We start from the raw sequence: 19,087 nt of genomic DNA, 5'->3' as shown, positions 1-19,087 counted from the left end.
AATCGTGATTCCGGTTTCGTTCGCGCAGCAGCGCCTCTGGCTCATCGACCAGATCGAGGGTCCGAGCCCGCTCTACAACCTGCCGTTCGCAGTACGTCTGCGCGGCGAACTGGACATCCCCGCACTGCGGGAGGCGGTCGCCGACGTCGTGGACCGGCACGAGGCCCTGCGCACGGTGTTCCCGGTCCTCGCCGGGGTCCCCGTCCAGCAGGTCGTGCCGTCCCACGAGGCGCGCCCGCGCTTCGAGACGGTCCGCTGCACGCCCGGCGACTACCCGACGCTGCGCGACGCGGCCGCCGCCACCACCTTCGACCTGCGCACCGAACTCCCCATCCGTGTCACGGTCTTCGACCTCGGCGCCGGGGAGTCCGTCCTGCTGGTGGTGCTCCACCACATCGCGGGCGACGGCTGGTCGCAGGGCCCCTTCCTGCGCGACCTGGCAGCCGCCTACACCGCGCGGTGCGCGGGCACGGCTCCCGGCTGGGAGCCGCTGGCGGTGCAGTACGCGGACTACGCCGCCTGGCAGCGGGAGCTGCTCGGCAGCGACACCGACCCCGACAGCCTGCTGTCGCGGCAACTCGACTACTGGCGGACCAACCTCACCGGGCTCCCCGAGGAGCTGACGCTGCCGACGGACCGCCCCCGGCCGCCGGTGCTCGGCCCGTCCGCCGACGCCCACGCGTTCCGCTTCGGCCCCGCACTGCACGCCGCGCTGCTCGAAGTGGCGCGCACCCACCGGGTCACCCTGTTCATGGTGCTCCAGGCGGGCCTGGCGGCGCTGCTGACCCGGATGGGCGCGGGCACGGACGTACCGATCGGGTCCGTGGTCGCGGGCCGCTCCGACGACGCGCTCGACGACCTCGTCGGCTTCTTCGTCAACACCCTGGTCCTGCGCACCGACACCTCGGGCGACCCGACGTTCGCCGGACTGCTGGCCCAGGTCCGCGAGACGCACCTGGAGGCCCACGCCCACGAGGACGTCCCCTTCGAGCGCCTGGTGGAGGAGCTCAACCCGGTCCGCTCGCTGGCCAGGCACCCGCTCTTCCAGGTGATGCTGGTCCTGCAGAACAACGATCCCGCGCGGCTCGACCTGGCGGGTGTGGAGGCCTCGTCCGAGCCGATCGGCATGCGGGTCGCCAAGTTCGACCTGAACATCGGCATGGAGGAGGTCTTCGGCGCGGACGGCGCCCCCGCCGGGATCGCCGGCTCCGTCGAGTACACCGCCGACCTGTACGACCCGGGCACGATCGAGGCCCTGTGCACACGGCTCGGCCGACTGCTGTCCGGCGCGGCGGCCGACCCGGGCGCCCCCATCGGGCGCATCGACGTCCTCGACGCCCAGGAGCGGTCCCGGATCCTCACCGAGTGGAACGCCCCGCAGTCGGCGGCGCCGCTGCCGCGGCCCGCCGCCTCGCTTCCGGAGCTGTTCGCGCGCCAGGCGGCCCGTACGCCGTCGGCCGCCGCGGTCGCGGGGGACGTCCGGCTGAGCTACGCGGAGCTGGACGCGCGGGCGAACCGGCTCGCGCACCACCTCGTCGCCCTGGGCGTCGGCCCCGAGACCCCGGTGGCGATGCTGATGGAGCGCTCCGCTGAGGTGGTGGTGGCCACGCTGGCCGTCGCCAAGGCCGGCGGCGCCTACGTGCCGATGCACACCAGCTTCCCGCCGGAGCGCATGGCCCTGGTGGTCGCCGACACGCGCGCCGCGGTCCTGCTGACGGACCGTGCCGAGGTCGGCTTCGAGCACGCGGCCCACGTGGTGCGCCTCGTGGACGGCGGGTGGGTCGGCCTGCCGGACGCGCCCCTGGACGCACTCCCCGACGCACGGTCCGCCGGATCGTCTTCGGCCCCCGACGTCACCGTCCACCCGGACCAGCTCGCCTACGTCATGTACACCTCGGGATCCACGGGCCTGCCCAAGGGCGTCGCCGTCCGCCACCGCGACGTGGCCGACCTGGCCGCGGACCACCGCTGGTCGGACGGGTCCCACGACCGGATCCTGCTGCACTCCCCGCACGCCTTCGACGCCGCGACCTACGAGCTGTGGGTGCCGCTGCTGTCGGGCGGGACGGTCGTCGTCGCACCCCCGGGAGGACTCGGCGCCCGGGAGCTGCGCACGGCGGTCGACCGGCACGGGGTGACGGGCATGTTCCTCACCAAGGCCCTGTTCGACGTCATCGCCGAGGAGGACCCGGAGGCCTTCGCGGGGCTGCGCACAGTGTCCACCGGCGGCGAGGCCGCCTCCCCCAGCCTGATGCGCCGCGTCCTCGAGGCATGCCCGGACCTGCTCCTCGCCCACGTCTACGGACCGACCGAGGCGACCACCTTCGCCACCTTCCAGGAGCTGACCGCACCGGACCTGGCCGGCACCCGGGTCCCGATCGGCGGCCCGCTGGACCACATGCGGCTCTACGTTCTCGACGGCCGGCTGCAGCCGGTCCCGGCCGGTGTGCCCGGCGAGCTGTACGTGGCCGGCGCCGGGCTGGCGCGCGGCTACTGGAACCGCGCCGCGCTGACGTCCGAGCGGTTCGTGGCCTGCCCGTTCGCCGCCGGGGAGCGGATGTACCGGACCGGCGACCTGGTGAGCTGGCGCGCCGACGGCGTGCTGGAGTTCCAGGGCCGGGTCGACCACCAGGTGAAACTGCGCGGGTTCCGCATCGAGCTCGGCGAGATCGAGGCCCTCCTCGGACGCCACGAAGGCGTCGGGCAGGTCATGGTGATCGCCCGCGAGGACCGCCCGGGTGACATGCGGCTCGTCGCCTACTGCACGCCTTCCGCCGAGGTGCCGGAACTGGCCGTGGAGCTGCGCCGGTTCGCCGCCGCCTCGCTGCCCGTCTACATGGTCCCGTCCGCGGTGGTGGTGATGGACGCGCTGCCGCTGAACGCGAACGGCAAGGTCGACCGCAAGGCCCTGCCCGTCCCCGGCACGGCGACCGCCGACCGGGGCCGGTCCGCGCGCGACCCGCGCGAGGAGATCCTGTGCGGGCTGTTCGCCGAGGTGCTCGGCGTCGGCTCCGTCTCCATCGACGACGACTTCTTCGAGCTGGGCGGCCACTCCCTGCTGGCGACCCGGCTGGCCAGCCGGGCCCGGTCGGTCCTGGGCGTGGAGATGGGCATCGCGGACCTGTTCCAGGCCCCGACGGTCGCCGAGCTCGGCGACCGGATACCGGGCGGCCGGACCCGCCCCGCCCTGCGGCCCCTCGACCGCCCCGACGCGCTCCCCCTGTCCTTCGCACAGCGCCGCCTGTGGTTCGTCGGACAGGTCGAAGGGCCCAGCTCCGCCTTCAACGTCTCGCTCGCCCTGCGGCTGAGCGGCCACCTGGACACGGCGGCCCTGGAGGCCGCGCTCGGTGACGTGGTGGCCCGGCACGAAGCCCTGCGCACCGTCTTCCACGAGACCGGCGGAGTCCCGCACCAGGTGGTGCTGGACGGACCCTCCCGCCCCCTGCTCACCCGGTCCGGCGGCACGGTCGCCGAGGCCGCCGCCCACGTCTTCGACACCGCCACGGACCTGCCGTTCCACGCCTACCTGCGGGTCTGCGGACCCGATGAGCACGTACTGGTCCTGGTGCTGCACCACATCGCCGGCGACGGCTGGTCCCTGGACCCCCTCTTCCGCGACCTCGCGGAGGCCTACGAGGCCCGCCGCGCGGGCGGCGCACCCGGCTGGGCGGCGCTCCCCGTGCAGTACGCGGACTACACCCTGTGGCAGCGGGACCTGCTGGGCTCCGACGAGGACCCCGCCAGCCTCCTCTCCGGCCAGCTGGCCTTCTGGAAGGGCGCCCTGGCCGGGCTGCCCGACGAGCTCGCGCTGCCCGCCGACCGGCCCCGCCCGCCCGTGGCCTCGTACCGGGGCGCCGTGGTGCCCCTCGCCCTCGACGCCGCGCTGCACGCACGGCTGACCGGGCTGGCCAAGGAGAACGGCGTCACCCTGTTCATGGTGCTGCAGGCCGCGCTGGCGACCCTGCTGAACCGATTCGGCGCCGGCGAGGACATACCGATCGGCGCGCCCGTCGCCGGACGCATGGACGAGGCCCTGGACGACCTCGTCGGCTTCTTCGCCAACACCATGGTCCTGCGCGTCGACCTCTCGGGCCGGCCGACCTTCACCGAACTGCTGGCCCGGGTCCGGGAGGCGAACCTGGCGGCCTACGCCCACCAGGACGTCCCCTTCGAGCGGCTCGTGGAGGAGCTCAACCCGGTCCGCTCGCTGGCCAGGCACCCGCTCTTCCAGGTGATGCTCGCCTTCAACAACACCGCCGAGGCGACCCTGGAGTTCCCGGGCGTCACCGCGCGGTACGAGTCCACCGGATCCGCCGGCGCCAAGTTCGACCTCACCGCGAACCTCACCGAGCACCACGGCGCCGACGGCGCCCCGGCCGGTATCGGCGGCGCCCTCGAATACGCCACCGACCTGTTCGACGCCTCCACCGCCGAGACGCTGGCCGCCGCCTGGGAGCGGCTGCTGCGCGCGGTGGCCGAGGACCCTGCGCTGCCGATCGGCTCGGCGGACATCCTGTCCCCCGCGATGCGCCGGCGCATCCTCACCGAATGGAACGACACCGCCGCCGACGTGCCGTCCGGCACGGTGCCCGCGCAGTTCGAGGCGCAGGTCGCACGGACCCCCGAGGCGACGGCTCTCGTCTTCGAAGACGTCGAGCTGACCTACGCGGAGCTCAACACCCGCGCCAACCGCCTCGCGCACCTGCTCATCGACGGCGGTGTCGGCCCCGAGCGGACCGTCGCACTGGTGCTGGGCCGCTCCGTCGAGATGGTCGTCTCGATGCTCGCCGTCCTCAAGACGGGCGGCGCCTACCTGCCCGTCGACCCCGGCTACCCGGCCGCGCGCATCACCCACATGCTCCAGGACTGCGGCCCGGCCCTGCTGCTGGCCACCACGGAGAGCGCCCACGCCGTCCCCGAGGGGACCACGGCCCCCGTGCTGCTGCTCGACACCCTGTCGGGCCTGGGCGCGCCGGGTTCGCGCGAGGGCGACGCCGCCGCGACCGACCCGACCGCGGCCGACCCCACCGACGCCGACCGGACCGGCCCGCTGCTGCCCGCACACCGCGCGTACGTCATCTACACCTCGGGCTCGACCGGCCGCCCCAAGGGAGTGATGGTCTCCCACGTGGGCGTGAGCAGCCTCGTCGACTCCCTGGCGGTACGGGTCGGCATGGGGCCGGGCGACCGGATGCTGCAGTTCGCCTCGCCCAGCTTCGACGCCGCCCTCGCCGAGACGGTGATGGCCCTGCTGACCGGCGCGACCCTCGTGCTCGCACCGGCCGAGCGGCTGGCCGCCGGCGAACAGCTGGCCGGGCTCATCGCGCAGCACCGGGTCACCCACGCGATCATCGCGCCCGCCGCGCTCGCCGTGATGTCACCGGACCAACTGCCCTCGATCCGCGTGCTGATGGTCGCCGGCGAGGCCACCCCGGGCGAGCTGGTGGCGAAGTGGTCGGTGGGCCGCACTCTGATCAACGCCTACGGTCCGACGGAGACGACCGTGTGCGCCACGATGAGCGGCCCGCTCTCCGGCTCGGACGCCCCGCCCATCGGCGGACCGATCTCCAATGCCAGGACGTACGTGCTCGACGACCGCCTCCAGCCGGTACCGGCCGGGGTCCCCGGTGAGCTGTACGTGTCCGGCATCGGCCTGGCCCGCGGCTACCTGAACCGGCCGGGGCTGACCTCCGAACGCTTCGTGGCCTGCCCGTTCGCCGCCGGGGAGCGGATGTACCGCACGGGCGACCTGGTGCGCTGGCGTTCCGACGGCGGCCTGGACTTCCTGGGCCGCGTGGACGACCAGGTGAAGCTGCGCGGTTTCCGCATCGAGCTGGGCGAGGTCGAGGCGGCCCTGGGGCGCCACGAGGACGTCGGCCAGGTCGTGGTGGTGGCCCGCGAGGACCGGACCGGCGACCGCCGGTTGGTGGCCTACTGCACTTCGGTCACCGGGGACCCCGCCCTGGCCGCCGAGCTGCGCGGGTTCGCCGCGGCGGAACTGCCCGGCTACATGGTGCCGTCCGCGGTGGTGGTCCTCGACGCGATGCCGCTGAGCGTGAACGGCAAGGTGGACCGCAAGGCCCTCCCCGCGCCGGACTACACGGCCGTGTCCTCCCGGCGCGGCGCCAGGACGCCGGCGGAGGAGCTCCTGTGCGGGCTGTTCGCCGAGGTCCTCGGACTCGACGCGGTCGGGATCGACGACAGCTTCTTCGAACTCGGCGGGCATTCGCTGCTCGCCACCCGACTGCTCAGCCTCGTGCGTTCGGAGCTCGGCGCCGATGTCGGCATCCGGGCCCTGTTCGAGTTCCCGACCGTGGCGGAACTCGCCCGTCGGCTGGAGCTGGATCCCGGGGCCGACCGCTCGGGCGACCCGCTCGACGTGCTCCTGCCGCTGCGCCCGCAGGGCTCGCAGCAGCCGCTGTTCTGCGTGCACCCGGCCGCCGGGATCAGCTGGGTCTACTCCGGCCTGCTGCGGCACGTCGGCGCCGACCGCCCGGTCCACGGCCTCCAGGCCAGGGGGCTGAAGGGGGCACCGCCGGCGAGCGTCGAGGAGATGGCCGCCGACTACCTGCGGCAGATCCGGTCGGTCCAGCCGGCCGGCCCCTACCACCTGCTCGGCTGGTCCTTCGGCGGAGTCGTCGCCCACGCGATGGCGGTCCGCTTGCAGGCCGAGGGAGAGGAAGTGGCCCTGCTGGCCCTGCTGGACGGCTATCCCGCCGTCTCGGAGGAGATCCGCACGCCCGTCGCCGACGAGCCCTCGGACACCTGGGCCGCCCTGCTGGCCTCGCTGGGGCACGACCCGGCCGCCACCCCGGGCTTCGCCGGGCTGGAAGCCGTACTCGGTGAGGCGGCGCACACCCTGCCCGGCGTCTTCGCGCACCACCACCGGCTGCTGAACGAGCACGTCCCCGGGCGCTACCGGGGAGACGCCGTGTTCTTCGGCGCCACCCTCGACAAACCGGAGAACTGGCCCTACGAGGAGGCCTGGTCGGCGTACGTCACCGGCCGGGTCGAAAGCCACCGGCTGGACTGCGAGCACGGTGCGATGACCCAGCCGGGCCCGATCGCCCTGATCGGATCCGTGCTGGCCGAGAACCTGGCCGAGAACCTGGCCGGCAACCCGACCGGGAATCCGGCGGAGAACCCGGCCGAGAACCCGGCCGAGAACCCGGCCGAGACCGCGGGAGCGCTGCGATGACCGGGACCACCGTCAAACCTGCCTCCGTCGAACCGGCCGTCCCGGGGAAGACCCGCGGCCGATGGGGCCTTTGGGCCGAGCCCAACTTCCGCAAGCTGTGGATCGGAGAGGTCACCAGCGGTCTGGGTACCGCGGTCGGCAACGTCTCGCTCGCCCTGGTGGCGGTGGTCGTGCTGAAGGCGAGCCCGGTCATGATGGGCGTCCTGACGGCGTCGGCCTGGCTCCCGTGGCTGTTCATCGGACTGCCGGCCGGGGCCTGGGTCGACCGCTGGCCCCGCCGGAAGGTGATGCTGGCCTGCGACCTCGTACTGATGACGGTCTACGCCAGCGTGCCGCTGGCCGCCTGGCTGGGGATCCTCACCCTCGGGCAGCTGCTGGTGGTGGCCGTGCTGTCGGGCACGGCGAAGGTCTTCTTCAGCACCGCCTATTCGGCGATGGTGCCCTCGCTCGTCGACAAGGCGGACCTGCTGGAGGCGAACGTCAAGTTCCGCAGCGGCGAATCCGCCGCCGACGTCGCAGGGCCCGGAGTGGCGGGCCTGATCTCCCAGGTCTTCGGATCCGTCGCCGGCCTGCTCGTGGACGCATGCTCGTACCTGGTCTCCGCGCTCTTCCTCAGGTCGATCGAGGTGCCCGAGACGCCCCGCCCGGCGACCGCCGAACGGCGCAGCATCAGGCGGGAGATCGCCGAGGGGGTCCGCTTCGTCGTCGGCGATCCGTACCTCCTCAGGCTCGGCTGCTTCGGCGCCCTCGGCAATCTCGCGCTGAACGGGATCCAGGCCGTCCAGACGGTGTTCCTCGTCCGCAGCGTGGGGCTCGACGCGGGAGGGATCGGGGCCGTGTTCGCGGCGGTCAGCGTCGGCGGGCTCGCCGGCGCGGCCCTCGCCCGCCGGATCGCGCTGCGCTTCGGCACCGCGCGCGGCCTGTTGTTCTGCGAGTTGGTCGTGGCCCCCTTCATCTTCCTGCTGCCGTTCGCCGGCGATCAGCTGCCGCTGCCGCTGTCCGTGCTCGCCTGGGCCGTCGCGGTCGCCGGTGTGGTCGCCGGGAACGTCATCATGGGCAGCTTCTACCAGTCCTACTGCCCGCCGGAGCTGCTCGGCCGGATCAGGGCGAGCGCGTCGACCATCAACTACAGCGCCATCCCGGTGGGCGCCCTGCTGGGCGGATACCTGGGAGAGGCGATCGGCAGCAGGGCCACGATCTGGGCCATGGCCGGCGTCCTCGTGTCCGCGGGCCTCCTCCTGCTGCTGAGCCCGATCCGCGCACTGAGGGACCTCCCGGAGCGCGCGGCGGACGACCGACCGTCCCGGGTCTGACCCTTCCCTCTGCCCCTCTGCCCCCGGGCCTCCGGCCTCCCGGGCCGACCACACCTTTCACCCCTCGTTCTCACCGAAGGAGCACCATGAGCCAGTCGACGCAGGTCCGGACGCCCAGTCCGCGCCGCTACCTGATGTGCCGCCCGACCTACTTCGACGTGACGTACTCGATCAACCCGTGGATGGACCCGGCGAAGCCGGTGGACTCCGGCCTGGCCGTCGCCCAGTGGGAGCGGCTGCGGGCGCTGTACGAGGAGTTGGGCTACCAGATCGACCTGATCGACCCGCTGCCCGGACTCCCCGACATGGTGTACGCGGCGAACGGCGCGACCGTGGTGGACGGCAAGGTGCTCGGAGCCCGGTTCCGCAACGAGGAGCGGGCCGCCGAAGGCCCCGCGTACCTGGAGTGGTTCCGCGAGCGCGGCTACCAGGTGACGCACAACCCGGTCCACGTGAACGAGGGCGAGGGCGACTTCCTCACCACCACGAGCTGGCTGCTGGCCGGCAAGGGGTTCCGCAGCGTCCCCGACGGGCACGCCGAGGCGCAGGAGCTGTTCGGGCGGCCCGTGGTCGGCCTGGAGCTGGTGGACCCGCGCTTCTACCACCTCGACACCGCGCTGACCGTGCTCGACGGCGACGAGATCATGTACTACCCGGAGGCCTTCTCGCCGGGCAGCCGGGCCGTCCTGCAGCGCCTGTTCCCCGACGCGATCCTGGTGTCCGAGGCCGACGCCGAGGTGTTCGGCCTCAACGCGGTCAGCGACGGCTTCCACGTGGTCCTGCCGGAGGCGGCCACGGGTGTCATGGAGCAGCTGCGCGAGCGCGGCTTCCAGCCGATCGGGATGGACCTGTCCGAGCTCCTCAAGGGCGGCGGCAGCGTGAAGTGCTGCACGCTCGAAATCCGCGACCGCGCCGCCTGAGCCACGCCCGAGCCGACGCCCGGCCCGAGCCCCCGGCCCGAGCCGCGCCCGATCCACCGTTGATTCCGATCCGTGCCCTGCACCCGTGTACTGACCGCGAGGCCTGATGTCCGTAATGCTTCGGCGAGACCATGCCCCAGGACATGGACCGCTCACCGCACCCACCCCGTTCACCCCGTTCACGCAGCTCACACCGCTCACACCGCTCGTCCCGCGCACCCTGGACACCGCACCGCTCCCGGCCGTGCTCACCCCGCCGGGCACGGGTCCGGAACTGTGGCAGCTGCGGCTCGCCGAGCACCGCGCGTCGATCGCCGACGGGTACGCGATGCTCGACGCCGCCGAACGCACCCGCTACGCCTCGTACCGCAAGCCCGACGACCGGGATCTCTACGCCACCGCCCACATCGGCCTGCGGCGGCTGCTCGGCGGCTACCTGGGGAGGGATCCGGCCGCCGTCGTCTTCGGCAGGGAGCCCTGCCCGTTGTGCGTCGGACCGCACGGCCGCCCGTACGTGCCCGGCGCCGACCTGCACTTCTCGCTCGCGCACAGCGGCGACCTCGTGCTGTTCGCCTTCGCCGCGACACCGGTCGGGGTCGATGTCGAGCGCCTGGTCGACCTGGCCGTCGCCGACGAGATCAGCACCGTGCTGCATCCCCGGGAGCGGGTGGAGCTGTCCGGGGTGGCGGCAGCCGATCGGCCGGCGGCCTTCGCCCGCTGCTGGTGCCGCAAGGAGGCCTACCTCAAGGGGACCGGCACGGGACTGGGCGTCCCGGCCGCCGAGAGCTACGTCGGAGCCGGGCCCTGGCCGGGGCACGTGCCCGGCTGGACGCTGTCGGACGTCACCGCCCAGCCCGGCTACGCGGCGGCCGTCGCCCTCGCCACGACTCCCCCCTCCCACGAAGCGACGGAGGGCCGTGGAGCCGTAGAGCCGTAGAGCCGTAGAGCCGAGGGATATCGGGTGTGTATCCCCCTCGCCTTTCATGTGACCCAGGAGGTCCTTCCGCCCGCCGAGATTTGGAGCCACCGCATGCTGACGCGGCCGACTGACGACACATGCGCGACCGCCACACCCGCCCCCGTGCACACCGAGGCGACGGCCCGCGCCGCCTTCCTCGCGCGCGAAGGCGGCGCGACCGTCGACGCCGCCGAACTGCTCCGCCGGATCGACGTGGCGACGGATCCTGACACCCGGCTCCCCGCCGCCTTCGGCCTACGGGTCGCCGGGGTCCCGGAATCGGCCCGGCTGGCGGCGGTGCTCACCGGTCTCGCCGGCTACGGGATGCTCTCGATCGACCGGCGCCGCCTCGCGCGGCCCGACGGCGAGCCCTTCGCCTGGGGACTGGACCTGGTCACCGGGGCGCTGCGCAGGGTCCCGGCCGGCGAGGCCTTCCCCGTACCGGATCGCGAGCCGCCCTCGCGGCCCCCGGTCGGTGCGGCGGCCGGTCTCACCTGGTTGGACGCGCTGGAGTCCGGGCTCGCCCAGCACGTCGAGGCGCTGCTCGCGCTGCGGCTGGCCGACCCCGCGACGCGCGTGCCCCGGCTCGACCTGCGGGCCTGCGAGACGGACGAGCGGGGCACCCGGCTGCTGGGGATCCTGCACGAGGCGGGCGAGCTGGTCGCCCACGACCTGTCCGGACTGCTGTCCGTCCCCGCCTGTGCGGTCCGCACCGGCCCCGCCACGGTCCTCGCGACGGGCGCCACGCCCGCCGCGGCCCTGCGTGCCGCCGCCGAGCGCGCGCTGGCCGCCCGGCTCTCGGACACGGTGGCGCCGTCCGGTCACGCGCCCGCGCGGCTCCCGGCCATCGCGGAGATCACCGCGGACCGGGAGGCACCGGCGGCGGGTGGGGACGTCGGCGGGGGCACGGGTGTCGGCAGGGGCATGGGTGGTGGCGGGGGCATGGGTTCCGGCGCCGTCCGCTGGGTGCGCCCCGCGGAGGCACTGCGGGCTCTGGGCCGGACGCCGGTCGCCGTTCTGCTGGACCACGATCCGTGGGCCGTGCACATCCTCCCGTATGTGGTGCGGGTGGTATTGATCGATGAATAGCCCACAAAGGACATAAAGAGCACAAATATTCGCGACTTCCCTGTCAAGACATGGGTCGGTCACGTTGTGGATCTCCCTATGTCCGGAATTCGTCATGCTCTCTTCATAATTTCTCCTCATGTGACAATCGACTTCCGGTCGTCACGACGCCGGAACGGTCAGACCGGACCGTTCCACAGGCGCCACCGCCGGTGCGGCGAGAGAAAGCAGGGGCCATGGGGGCGGAGATCCGGTTCAGCGTGCTCGGAGCCGTGCGCGCACATCGGGGCGAGACCGTTCTCGCCACCCGGTCTCCGCAGCAGCAGGCACTGCTCACCGCCCTGCTGCTGCGCTCCGGACGGGCGGCGTCCGCCCACGACCTCATCGCCGCGATCTGGGGCGAAGATGCCCCGGACTCCGCCCTGGCGAGCCTGCGCACCTACGCGTGGCGGCTCCGGCAGACCCTGGAAGAGGACCGCGCCGCCCCCAAGATCCTGGTGTCGCTGCGCGACGGCTACCAACTGCACGTCCCGCCGCTCGCCTTGGACGTGCACCGCGCGGAGAAGCTCGCGGCCGACGCCGCGCAGGCCCGCGCGGTCGGCGAGGACGACGAGTGCGGGCGGCTGCTGACCGAGGCCGTCGACCTCTGGCAGGGCGAGCCCCTGGCCGGGGTCCCCGGACCGTTCGCCGAACAGCAGCGCTCCAGGCTGACCGAAATGCGCCTGGGGCTGATCGAGGAGCGCTTCGAGCACGACCTCGAACAGGGCCGGCACACCTTCGTCATCCCGGACCTCACCGCCTACACGCAGGAACACCCGCTGCAGGAGCGGCCGTACGGGTTCCTGATGCGCGCCCTGTACGCGTCGGGCCGGCAAGCCGACGCACTGGCGGTGTTCACCCGCGCCCGCCACGTCCTGGCCGAGGAGCTCGGCGTCGATCCGGGCCCCGAGCTGACCGCCCTGCACGAACGGGTGCTGGGCGGCGACCCGCTGCTGTCCGTCCCCACCCAGAGGCGCGCCACCGCCCCCGCGCGGGCCGAAGCCCGGGAACCGGACGACACCGCCGCCCCCACCCCGGCGCCCACCGCCCCGCCCGCCCCTCTCAGGCCCGCCCAGCTCCCCGCCGACACACCCGATTTCACGGGCCGCTCGGACGCGGTGCAACGGCTGTGCCAGGTGCTCACCAACCCCGAACGCACCTCTCTCCCGGTTGCCTCGGTCACCGGCATGGGCGGCATCGGCAAGACCACGCTGGCGCTCCGGGTCGCCCATCGGGCCAAGCAGGACTTCGCCGACGGCCAGCTCTACGCCGATCTACGCGGCAACGGACTGGATCCGGCCGACCCCGGGACGGTACTGGGCAGCCTCCTCACCGCCCTGGGCGTCCCCGGGCACGGCCTCCCCAACGCCACGGAGGACCGCGCCCGGCTCTTCCGCTCCCTGCTCGACGGCCGCCGCATCCTGCTCCTGCTCGACAACGCCAGGGACCCCGCACAGGTCAGACCGCTGCTGCCGGGCTCCGCCGAGTGCGCGGTGATCATCACCAGCCGGGCCAGGCTGGTCGGCCTCTCCACCTCCGCCCAGGCCGACCTGGACGTCTTCGCCACCGGCGAGGCGATAGCCCTGCTCACGGCGATCGTCGGCGAGCACCGCGTCGCGGAGGAACCGGAGGCCGCGGTCGAGCTGGTCACCGCCTGCGGGCACCTTCCGCTCGCCGTGCGCATCGTGGCCGCGCGGCTCTCCGCCCGTCCGCGGTGGAAGGTCGAGACCATGACCGGGAGGCTGGCCGATGAGCGCCGGCGCATCGGCGAACTGCGCGCCGGTGACCTGGCCGTGGCCGCCGCCTTCGAACTCGGCTACCACCAGCTGACCGAGGAGCAGGCGCGCGCCTTCCGGCTGCTCGCCCCGATGACCCAGCCGGGCATCGGGCTGGCCGCCGCGGCGGCGGCACTCGACCTCGACGAGGACGACGCCGAGGACCTGCTCGAATCACTGGTCGACGCCGCCATGCTGGAGGCGCCCGTACCCGGCCGCTACCGCTACCACAACCTGGTCAGGGCCTTCGCCCTGCAGCTCGGCGAGGACGCCGGTGCGAGCGCCCTGGCGCTGGCCCGGTTCCTGGACTTCCTGCTGGCCGGCGGCTGCTCGGCGTTCCAGCAGATGGTGCCGGGCGACCCGGTGGGCGTCTTCCTCGCCGCGAGCCCCGTCCCCGGTCCGCTGCTGACGGACCTGGCCGACGCCCGGGCCTGGGTGACCACGGAGTTCGACTGCGTCTCCAACGCGGTGATGCTGGCCGCCCGCGCCCCGGCGGGCAGCGACCCGCGGATCCTGCGCGCGGCCACCGACCTGGTCATCGCGCTCAGCCCGTTCGGCAAGGACATCCCCTACGGCCAGCTCGCCGCGGCGGCGCGTACGGTGGCCGAAGCGGCGGCGCTGCGGGGCGACGACCACGCCGCGGGCCGGGCCCGGTTCGTGTGCGGCAACGCCGCATTGCAGAACACCCGACTGGAGGAGGCCGAGGAGCAGTCCCGTCTCGCGGCCGAAGCCTGCCAGCGGGCCGGAGACACGGTCATCCTCCGCCAAACCCTCAACGATCGGGGCTTGATCGCACAGTTCCAGCACCGCTACGAGGACGCTGTGCGCTACTACGACCAGGCGATCGGCCTGGCCAGGGAGCTGGGCCAGCGCTCGGGCGAACTGGCGACCATGCTCAACGCGGCGCAAGCACGCCTGCGGAGCGGCCGTGCGGAAGAGGCCCTGCTGGTCTGCGAAGAAGCACTCGTGGCACTGCAAGCAGTGTCCGACCACCACGGCATCGCGTACGCCCTGTGCGTACAGGGCCTGGCCCTGCACGAGTTGGGCCGTCATGCGGACGCCGTCTCCAGCTACACCCGCTGCCTGGACGTGTGCGCGGCGGCGAGCATCAGGGGCCAGGAGGCGCAGGCCCGGTTCCGTCTCTCGGACACGCTGCGGGCCATGGGCAGGGCCGACGAGGCTCTGATCCAGGCCGGGCGGGCCCTGTTCCTGTGCGAGGAGCTGGGCTCCGAACGCGATCAGGGGCATTCCCTGCTGGCCCTGGGGCGCACCCTCTGCGACCTCGGCGACCAGGAGGCGGCCCTGGCGCGGGCCCGTCAAGCGTACGCGGTCTTCACGCGGCTGGGTCTTCCCGAAGCCACGCAGGCGAAGGAACTGATGGCAGCCCTGGAGGGCTGACCGAAGGCTCAGCCCTTGCTGTTCCACTCGGTGGGGCTCTGGCCACCACCCGCACCGCCCGAGATCACCGTCGTACCGGGGGCGACCGGCGCCGTCGTCCCACCGGTCGCCCCATCCGCCCGGACCTCCACGTCCGCCGAACCCACGGTGAGCACACCGGCCAGCGCGGCGGCGCATCCGGCGGCAGCAACGGCGGCGGTGGTGCGGACGATCAGGGACTGGAAGGAGAGCTTCACTTGAGTCACCGTTCACTCGAGGGGCTGATGAGTGAAACTCTCGCAATCGTCGATCTACGCCGGATAGACGCCGAATCCCGCAACCCCTATATCCCCCCTGGGACACCCCCTCGGACGAACGCCCCGCTCACACATCGCTCACGCACGTGATCGGCGCCCGAGAGCGGTAGTTACGGGCAGTCAGCATGCCAATCCGCTGATCAATCTTCACAGTGGACTGCCCCTCGGGGGCCCGGATCATTGCCACTCTCGCCACCGCGGCCACGCGATGCGCGAGAACGCATCCCAGACGCTGCCCCGCTACGGCAAGCGCGCACATCAACATCAACGGCGTGCGCCGGGTCAGCCAGTGCCACCACATCACGAAGTGAGCCACTCATGACCGCCGAGCCCACCCCCGAAGACCCCGCCTGGAAAACCAAACGCCGCCGCGCCGCCATCGCCGAGTCCTTCGCCTTCTTCCCCGGCCTCCCCCACGTCATCGGCTGGGGCGCCATCATCACCTCCCTCGCCGTCGGCGGGCTCGCCCGCTGGGCATGGCAGTCCCGCATGACGAGAAAACACATCGCCCCCAGGTGAGGCCCCACCCCTCCACCTGGAGGGGACGCCGACTTCGCGGCCCGGGCACCCGCGAGGCCGTGGAGCTGCTGGCGACGGTACTGAGCCAGTGCTCGAGCACCAACGCCAGGACGATCAGAAGCGGCATGCGGCTGCGGACGAACTCACGGCTTCGAACCAGGAGATGGGGCTGATCCGATCCCGCGGCGTTCACCGTCGTCCGGCCGATGACCCGCGCCCCCCACGCTCACGCAGGAGCCCCTCCGGCATCAGCACGAAGGGGCTCCTCCTTGAACGGAAATAGCAAAACCCCCAGGTCACGGCGAGTGAGTCCTGAGGGTTCTACAGAGCCGCCTTCGGGATTCGAACCCGAGACCTACGCATTACGAGTGCGTTGCTCTGGCCAGCTGAGCTAAGGCGGCACCGCTGGGAAGACAAGAATTTCCTTGGAAGGAGGCTCTCATCAGCAGCGGCGCCAAGTCTACAGGGTTAAACGGGGTGCCCCGAACCGGCCTCCGGGGGGTGGGTCAGCACTTCTTGCCGGCCGTCGGAGGGGTGCCCTCCAGGAGGTAGCGGTTGATCGTCGAGTCGATGCAGTCGCTGCCGCGGCCGTAGGCGGTGTGGCCGTCTCCGTCGTACGTGAGCAGGACGCCCGAGTCGAGCTGGCCCGCCAGGGCCTGGGCCCACTTGTACGGGGTCGCCGGGTCGCGGGTGGTGCCGACCACCACGATCGGCGGGGCGCCCTTCGCGGTCAGGGCGCGGGCCGTGCCGGTGGCCTTGACCGGCCAGTACGTGCAGTTCAGCGAGGCCCAGGCGAGGCCCGCGCCGAAGACCGGGGAGGCCTTCTCGAAGGAGGGCAGCGCCTTGTCGACCGCCTCTGGGCCGTCGAAGGCCGGAGGCTGGTCCAGGCAGTTCACCGCGGCGTTCGCGGACATGAGGTTGGCGTACTTGCCGTCCGGCTCGCGCTCGTAGTAGCTGTCGGCGAGCGCGAGGAGGCCGTTGCCGTCGCCGTTGTTCGCGGCCGTCAGGGCCTCGCGCAGCTGCGGCCAGGCGTTCTCGTCGTACAGCGCGGCGATCACCCCGGTCGTGGCCAGGGCCTCGCCGAGTGCGGGGCGGGCCCGGTCGGTGGTGGGGACCGGCTGGGCGTCGACCTTGCGGAAGAACTCCTTCAGCCGCTGCGCCACCGCGTCCGGGCTGCCCTGGCCGAGCGGGCAGTCGGCCTGCTTCGCGCAGTCGGCGGCGAAGGCGCGGAAGGCCGTTTCGAAGCCCTCGGTCTGGTCCCGGTTCAGTTCGAGCGCGGGGCGGGACGGGTCCATCGCCCCGTCCAGGACCAGCCGGCCGGCGCGGCTCGGGTAGAGGTCCGCGTACGTCGCCCCGAGGAACGTGCCGTACGAGGCCCCGACGTAGTTCAGCTTCTCGTCGCCCAGGGCCGCGCGCAGCACGTCCATGTCGTGGGCCACGTCCACGGTCGAGACGTGCGGCAGGACCCGCTGCGAGTGGGCCTGGCAGGCGGCCGCGAACTCCTTGAAGGCCGCCACGAGCAGGGCGCGCTCCGCCGCGTTGTCCGGGGTCTGGTCCACCTGCGTGTACTTGTCCATGGCCTGGCCGGTCAGGCATTCCACGGGGCTGCTGCGGTCCACGCCGCGCGGGTCGAAGGAGACCATGTCGTAGGCGGCACGCACCTGCGCCGGGTACCCGATGCCGGCGTAGGCCTGGAGGTATCCGATGCCGGATCCGCCCGGACCGCCCGGGTTGACCAGGAGCGAGCCGAGCCGCTTGCCGGGGCCGGTGGCCTTGTGGCGGGCCACCGCGATGTCGACGTCGCCGGCCTCGGGGTGCTCGTAGTCCAGCGGGGCCTTCATGGTGGTGCAGTCGAAGCCGGGAACACCGCAGTCGCGCCAGCTCAGCTTCTGGTCGTAGTACGAGCGCAGCGCGGCCGGGGTCGCGGCCGCGGGGGCCGAGGGGGCGGCGGAATCCCCGCGGGAGGACGCGGCGGCCTTCGGGCCCCCCGAACCGCCCGAAGTGCATCCGGAGAGCAACAGCCCCGCGGCGGCGATCACGGTCCCGGTGGTGCGCAGCAGGCGACTGGTGTCCATCCCCGGAGCCTACGGCCTGCGGGGGTCCCGGAGGCTTCGGGCCCCACGCCGGGCGGCGGACCGCCGCCCGGGGGCGGCCCTGCGTCCCGCACGGACCGACGGGGTCCCGGAGACACCCTCCGGACCGCTCGAACGGGTGAATCCGCCAACGGCAGGTGCAGCCCCGCGGAGTCGTGGAGAGCCCTGTGGAGTCACGGGGAGCCCTGTGGAGTCACGGGGAGCCGTGCGGGGTCGCGATCCCGGCCCACCCGCCCGGCCCACCCCGCCCGGGTCGGCCGCCTCAGCCCGCGCGCAGGGACATGGTCATCGCCTCGACCGCGAGCAGCGGGGCCACATTGCGGTCCAGCGCCTGTCGGCACGCGATGATCGCCTCGATGCGCCGCAGGGTGCGCTCGGGGCCCGACTCCCGGGCGATGCGGTCCAGGTCGTGCCGTATCTCCTCGTTCGCGATGGCCAGCGAGGAGCCGAGCTGCAGGGCCAGTACGTCGCGGTAGAACCCGGTGAGATCGGTGAGGGCCAGGTCGAGGCTGTCGCGCTGGGTGCGGGTGCGGCGGCGCTTCTGGCGGTCCTCGAGCTCCTTCATCACGCCCGCCGTGCCGCGCGGCATCCGCCCGCCCGTACCGGCTCCGGCGCCGAGCGCGGACCTCAGCTCCTCGGTCTCCTTGGTGTCCACCTCTTCGGCGACCTGCTTGGCGTCCTCGGCGGCGGCGTCCACCAGCTCCTGGGCGGCCTTGAGGCAGCCGCCCACGTCATCGACGCGCATCGGCAGTCTCAGCACGGTGGCCCGCCGGGAGCGGGCCGCCTCGTCGGTGGCGAGCCGACGGGCCCGGCCGATGTGGCCCTGTGTCGCGCGGGCCGCGGCCTGCGCCACGCTCGGCTCGATGCCGTCGCGCCGGACCAGCACCTCGGCGACGGCGGACACCGGCGGGGTGCGCAGCGTCAGGTGCCGGCAACGGGAGCGGATGGTGGGCAGCACGTCCTCCAGCGAAGGCGCGCACAGCAGCCACACGGTCCGCGGCGCGGGCTCTTCCACTGCCTTGAGCAGGACGTTGCCCGCGCCTTCCGTGAGCCGGTCGGCGTCCTCCAGGACGATGACCTGCCAGCGCCCGACGGCCGGGGAGAGCTGCGCCCGGCGGACCAGGGCCCTCGTGTCCTTCACGCCGATCGACAGCTGATCGGTGCGCACGATCTCCACATCGGCGTGCGTACCGATCACGGTGGTGTGGCAGCCGTCGCAGAACCCGCAGCCCGGCTCACCGCCCAGGGCCCGGTCGGGGCTGGTGCACTGGAGGGCGGCCGCGAAGGCGCGGGCGGCGGTGGACCGCCCGGAGCCGGGCGGTCCGGTGAACAGCCAGGCGTGCGTCATCTTCGAGGAGGCCGGCGGCTCCGTCCCCGCCTCGATGGCGGTGACCAGGCCGTCGGCGTCGCGGGCGGCGGCGGCCAGCTGCGTCTGGACCCGCTCCTGTCCCACCAGGTCGTCCCATACGGGCATCCCGCCCACCGCCTTTCCCTCGACTACCGTCCGTGC

10 protein-coding genes and 1 tRNA gene are annotated in these 19,087 nt (G+C 73.1%); 7 read left to right on the top strand and 4 right to left on the bottom strand.

What is annotated here, in order from left to right; all coding sequences use genetic code 11:
* The first annotated feature begins 4 nt into the window (after positions 1-4).
* The 6 genes from OG490_RS20870 (at position 5) to OG490_RS20845 (ending at position 14,669) form a co-directional block, all read left to right on the top strand.
* Positions 5-7,198 (top strand): amino acid adenylation domain-containing protein, encoded by a 7,194-nt coding sequence (locus OG490_RS20870; RefSeq protein WP_330297819.1) that lies wholly within the window; start codon positions 5-7, stop codon positions 7,196-7,198.
* Positions 7,195-8,511, top strand: a complete 1,317-nt coding sequence (locus OG490_RS20865) for an MFS transporter (RefSeq protein WP_330297818.1) — start codon at positions 7,195-7,197, stop codon at positions 8,509-8,511. The genes OG490_RS20870 and OG490_RS20865 overlap by 4 nt, the downstream gene beginning before the upstream one ends.
* Positions 8,512-8,597: 86 nt before the next feature.
* Positions 8,598-9,431 (top strand): dimethylargininase, encoded by an 834-nt coding sequence (gene ddaH / locus OG490_RS20860; RefSeq protein ID WP_330297817.1) that lies wholly within the window; start codon positions 8,598-8,600, stop codon positions 9,429-9,431.
* Between the two features lie 115 nt (positions 9,432-9,546).
* A complete protein-coding gene (locus OG490_RS20855; RefSeq protein WP_330297816.1) occupies positions 9,547-10,368 on the top strand; it encodes a 4'-phosphopantetheinyl transferase family protein in 822 nt (273 codons plus the stop codon).
* A 144-nt stretch (positions 10,369-10,512) separates the two neighbouring features.
* The gene (locus OG490_RS20850; RefSeq protein WP_330297815.1) at positions 10,513-11,478 is read left to right on the top strand and encodes a hypothetical protein; all 966 of its coding nucleotides are present in this window, start codon (positions 10,513-10,515) and stop codon (positions 11,476-11,478) included.
* Positions 11,479-11,693: 215 nt separating this feature from the next.
* A complete protein-coding gene (locus OG490_RS20845) occupies positions 11,694-14,669 on the top strand; it encodes an AfsR/SARP family transcriptional regulator (protein ID WP_330297814.1) in 2,976 nt (991 codons plus the stop codon).
* An 8-nt stretch (positions 14,670-14,677) separates the two neighbouring features.
* Here the strand turns inward: OG490_RS20845 and OG490_RS20840 are convergent, their stop codons facing one another.
* Entirely contained in the window at positions 14,678-14,905 is a 228-nt protein-coding gene (locus OG490_RS20840) for a hypothetical protein (RefSeq protein ID WP_330297813.1), read from the bottom strand.
* A gap of 378 nt (positions 14,906-15,283) precedes the next feature.
* Here OG490_RS20840 and OG490_RS20835 point away from each other — a divergent pair, with 378 nt between their 5' ends.
* Complete coding sequence (locus OG490_RS20835; RefSeq protein ID WP_330297812.1) at positions 15,284-15,484, top strand: hypothetical protein; 201 nt, start codon at positions 15,284-15,286, stop codon at positions 15,482-15,484.
* A gap of 327 nt (positions 15,485-15,811) precedes the next feature.
* Here OG490_RS20835 and OG490_RS20830 read toward each other — a convergent pair.
* From OG490_RS20830 to OG490_RS20820, 3 genes are all read right to left on the bottom strand, one after another.
* Positions 15,812-15,885, bottom strand: a tRNA-Thr gene (locus OG490_RS20830).
* A gap of 105 nt (positions 15,886-15,990) precedes the next feature.
* Positions 15,991-17,559 (bottom strand): alpha/beta hydrolase, encoded by a 1,569-nt coding sequence (locus OG490_RS20825; protein ID WP_330297811.1) that lies wholly within the window; start codon positions 17,557-17,559, stop codon positions 15,991-15,993.
* Positions 17,560-17,839: 280 nt separating this feature from the next.
* Positions 17,840-19,051: a DNA polymerase III subunit delta' gene (locus OG490_RS20820; protein ID WP_330297810.1), complete on the bottom strand. Its 1,212-nt coding sequence runs from the start codon at positions 19,049-19,051 to the stop codon at positions 17,840-17,842.
* Between the last annotated feature and the right edge of the window lie 36 nt (positions 19,052-19,087).

This window comes from Streptomyces sp. NBC_00503, assembly GCF_036346895.1.
Taxonomy (GTDB): Bacteria; Actinomycetota; Actinomycetes; order Streptomycetales; family Streptomycetaceae; genus Streptomyces.
The sequence above is the reverse complement of the archived record's forward strand: the minus strand, read 5'-3'. Positions and strand labels throughout refer to the sequence as shown.

Bases quoted from the DNA above. Each gene is read 5' to 3' on its own strand.
- OG490_RS20845 (WP_330297814.1), top strand. From the start codon at position 11,694: ATGGGGGCGGAGATCCGGTTCAGCGTGCTCGGAGCCGTGCGCGCACAT.
- OG490_RS20855 (WP_330297816.1), top strand. From the start codon at position 9,547: ATGCTTCGGCGAGACCATGCCCCAGGACATGGACCGCTCACCGCACCC.
- OG490_RS20825 (WP_330297811.1), bottom strand. From the start codon at position 17,559: ATGGACACCAGTCGCCTGCTGCGCACCACCGGGACCGTGATCGCCGCC.
- OG490_RS20865 (WP_330297818.1), top strand. From the start codon at position 7,195: ATGACCGGGACCACCGTCAAACCTGCCTCCGTCGAACCGGCCGTCCCG.
- ddaH (WP_330297817.1), top strand. From the start codon at position 8,598: ATGAGCCAGTCGACGCAGGTCCGGACGCCCAGTCCGCGCCGCTACCTG.
- OG490_RS20835 (WP_330297812.1), top strand. From the start codon at position 15,284: ATGACCGCCGAGCCCACCCCCGAAGACCCCGCCTGGAAAACCAAACGC.
- OG490_RS20820 (WP_330297810.1), bottom strand. From the start codon at position 19,051: ATGCCCGTATGGGACGACCTGGTGGGACAGGAGCGGGTCCAGACGCAG.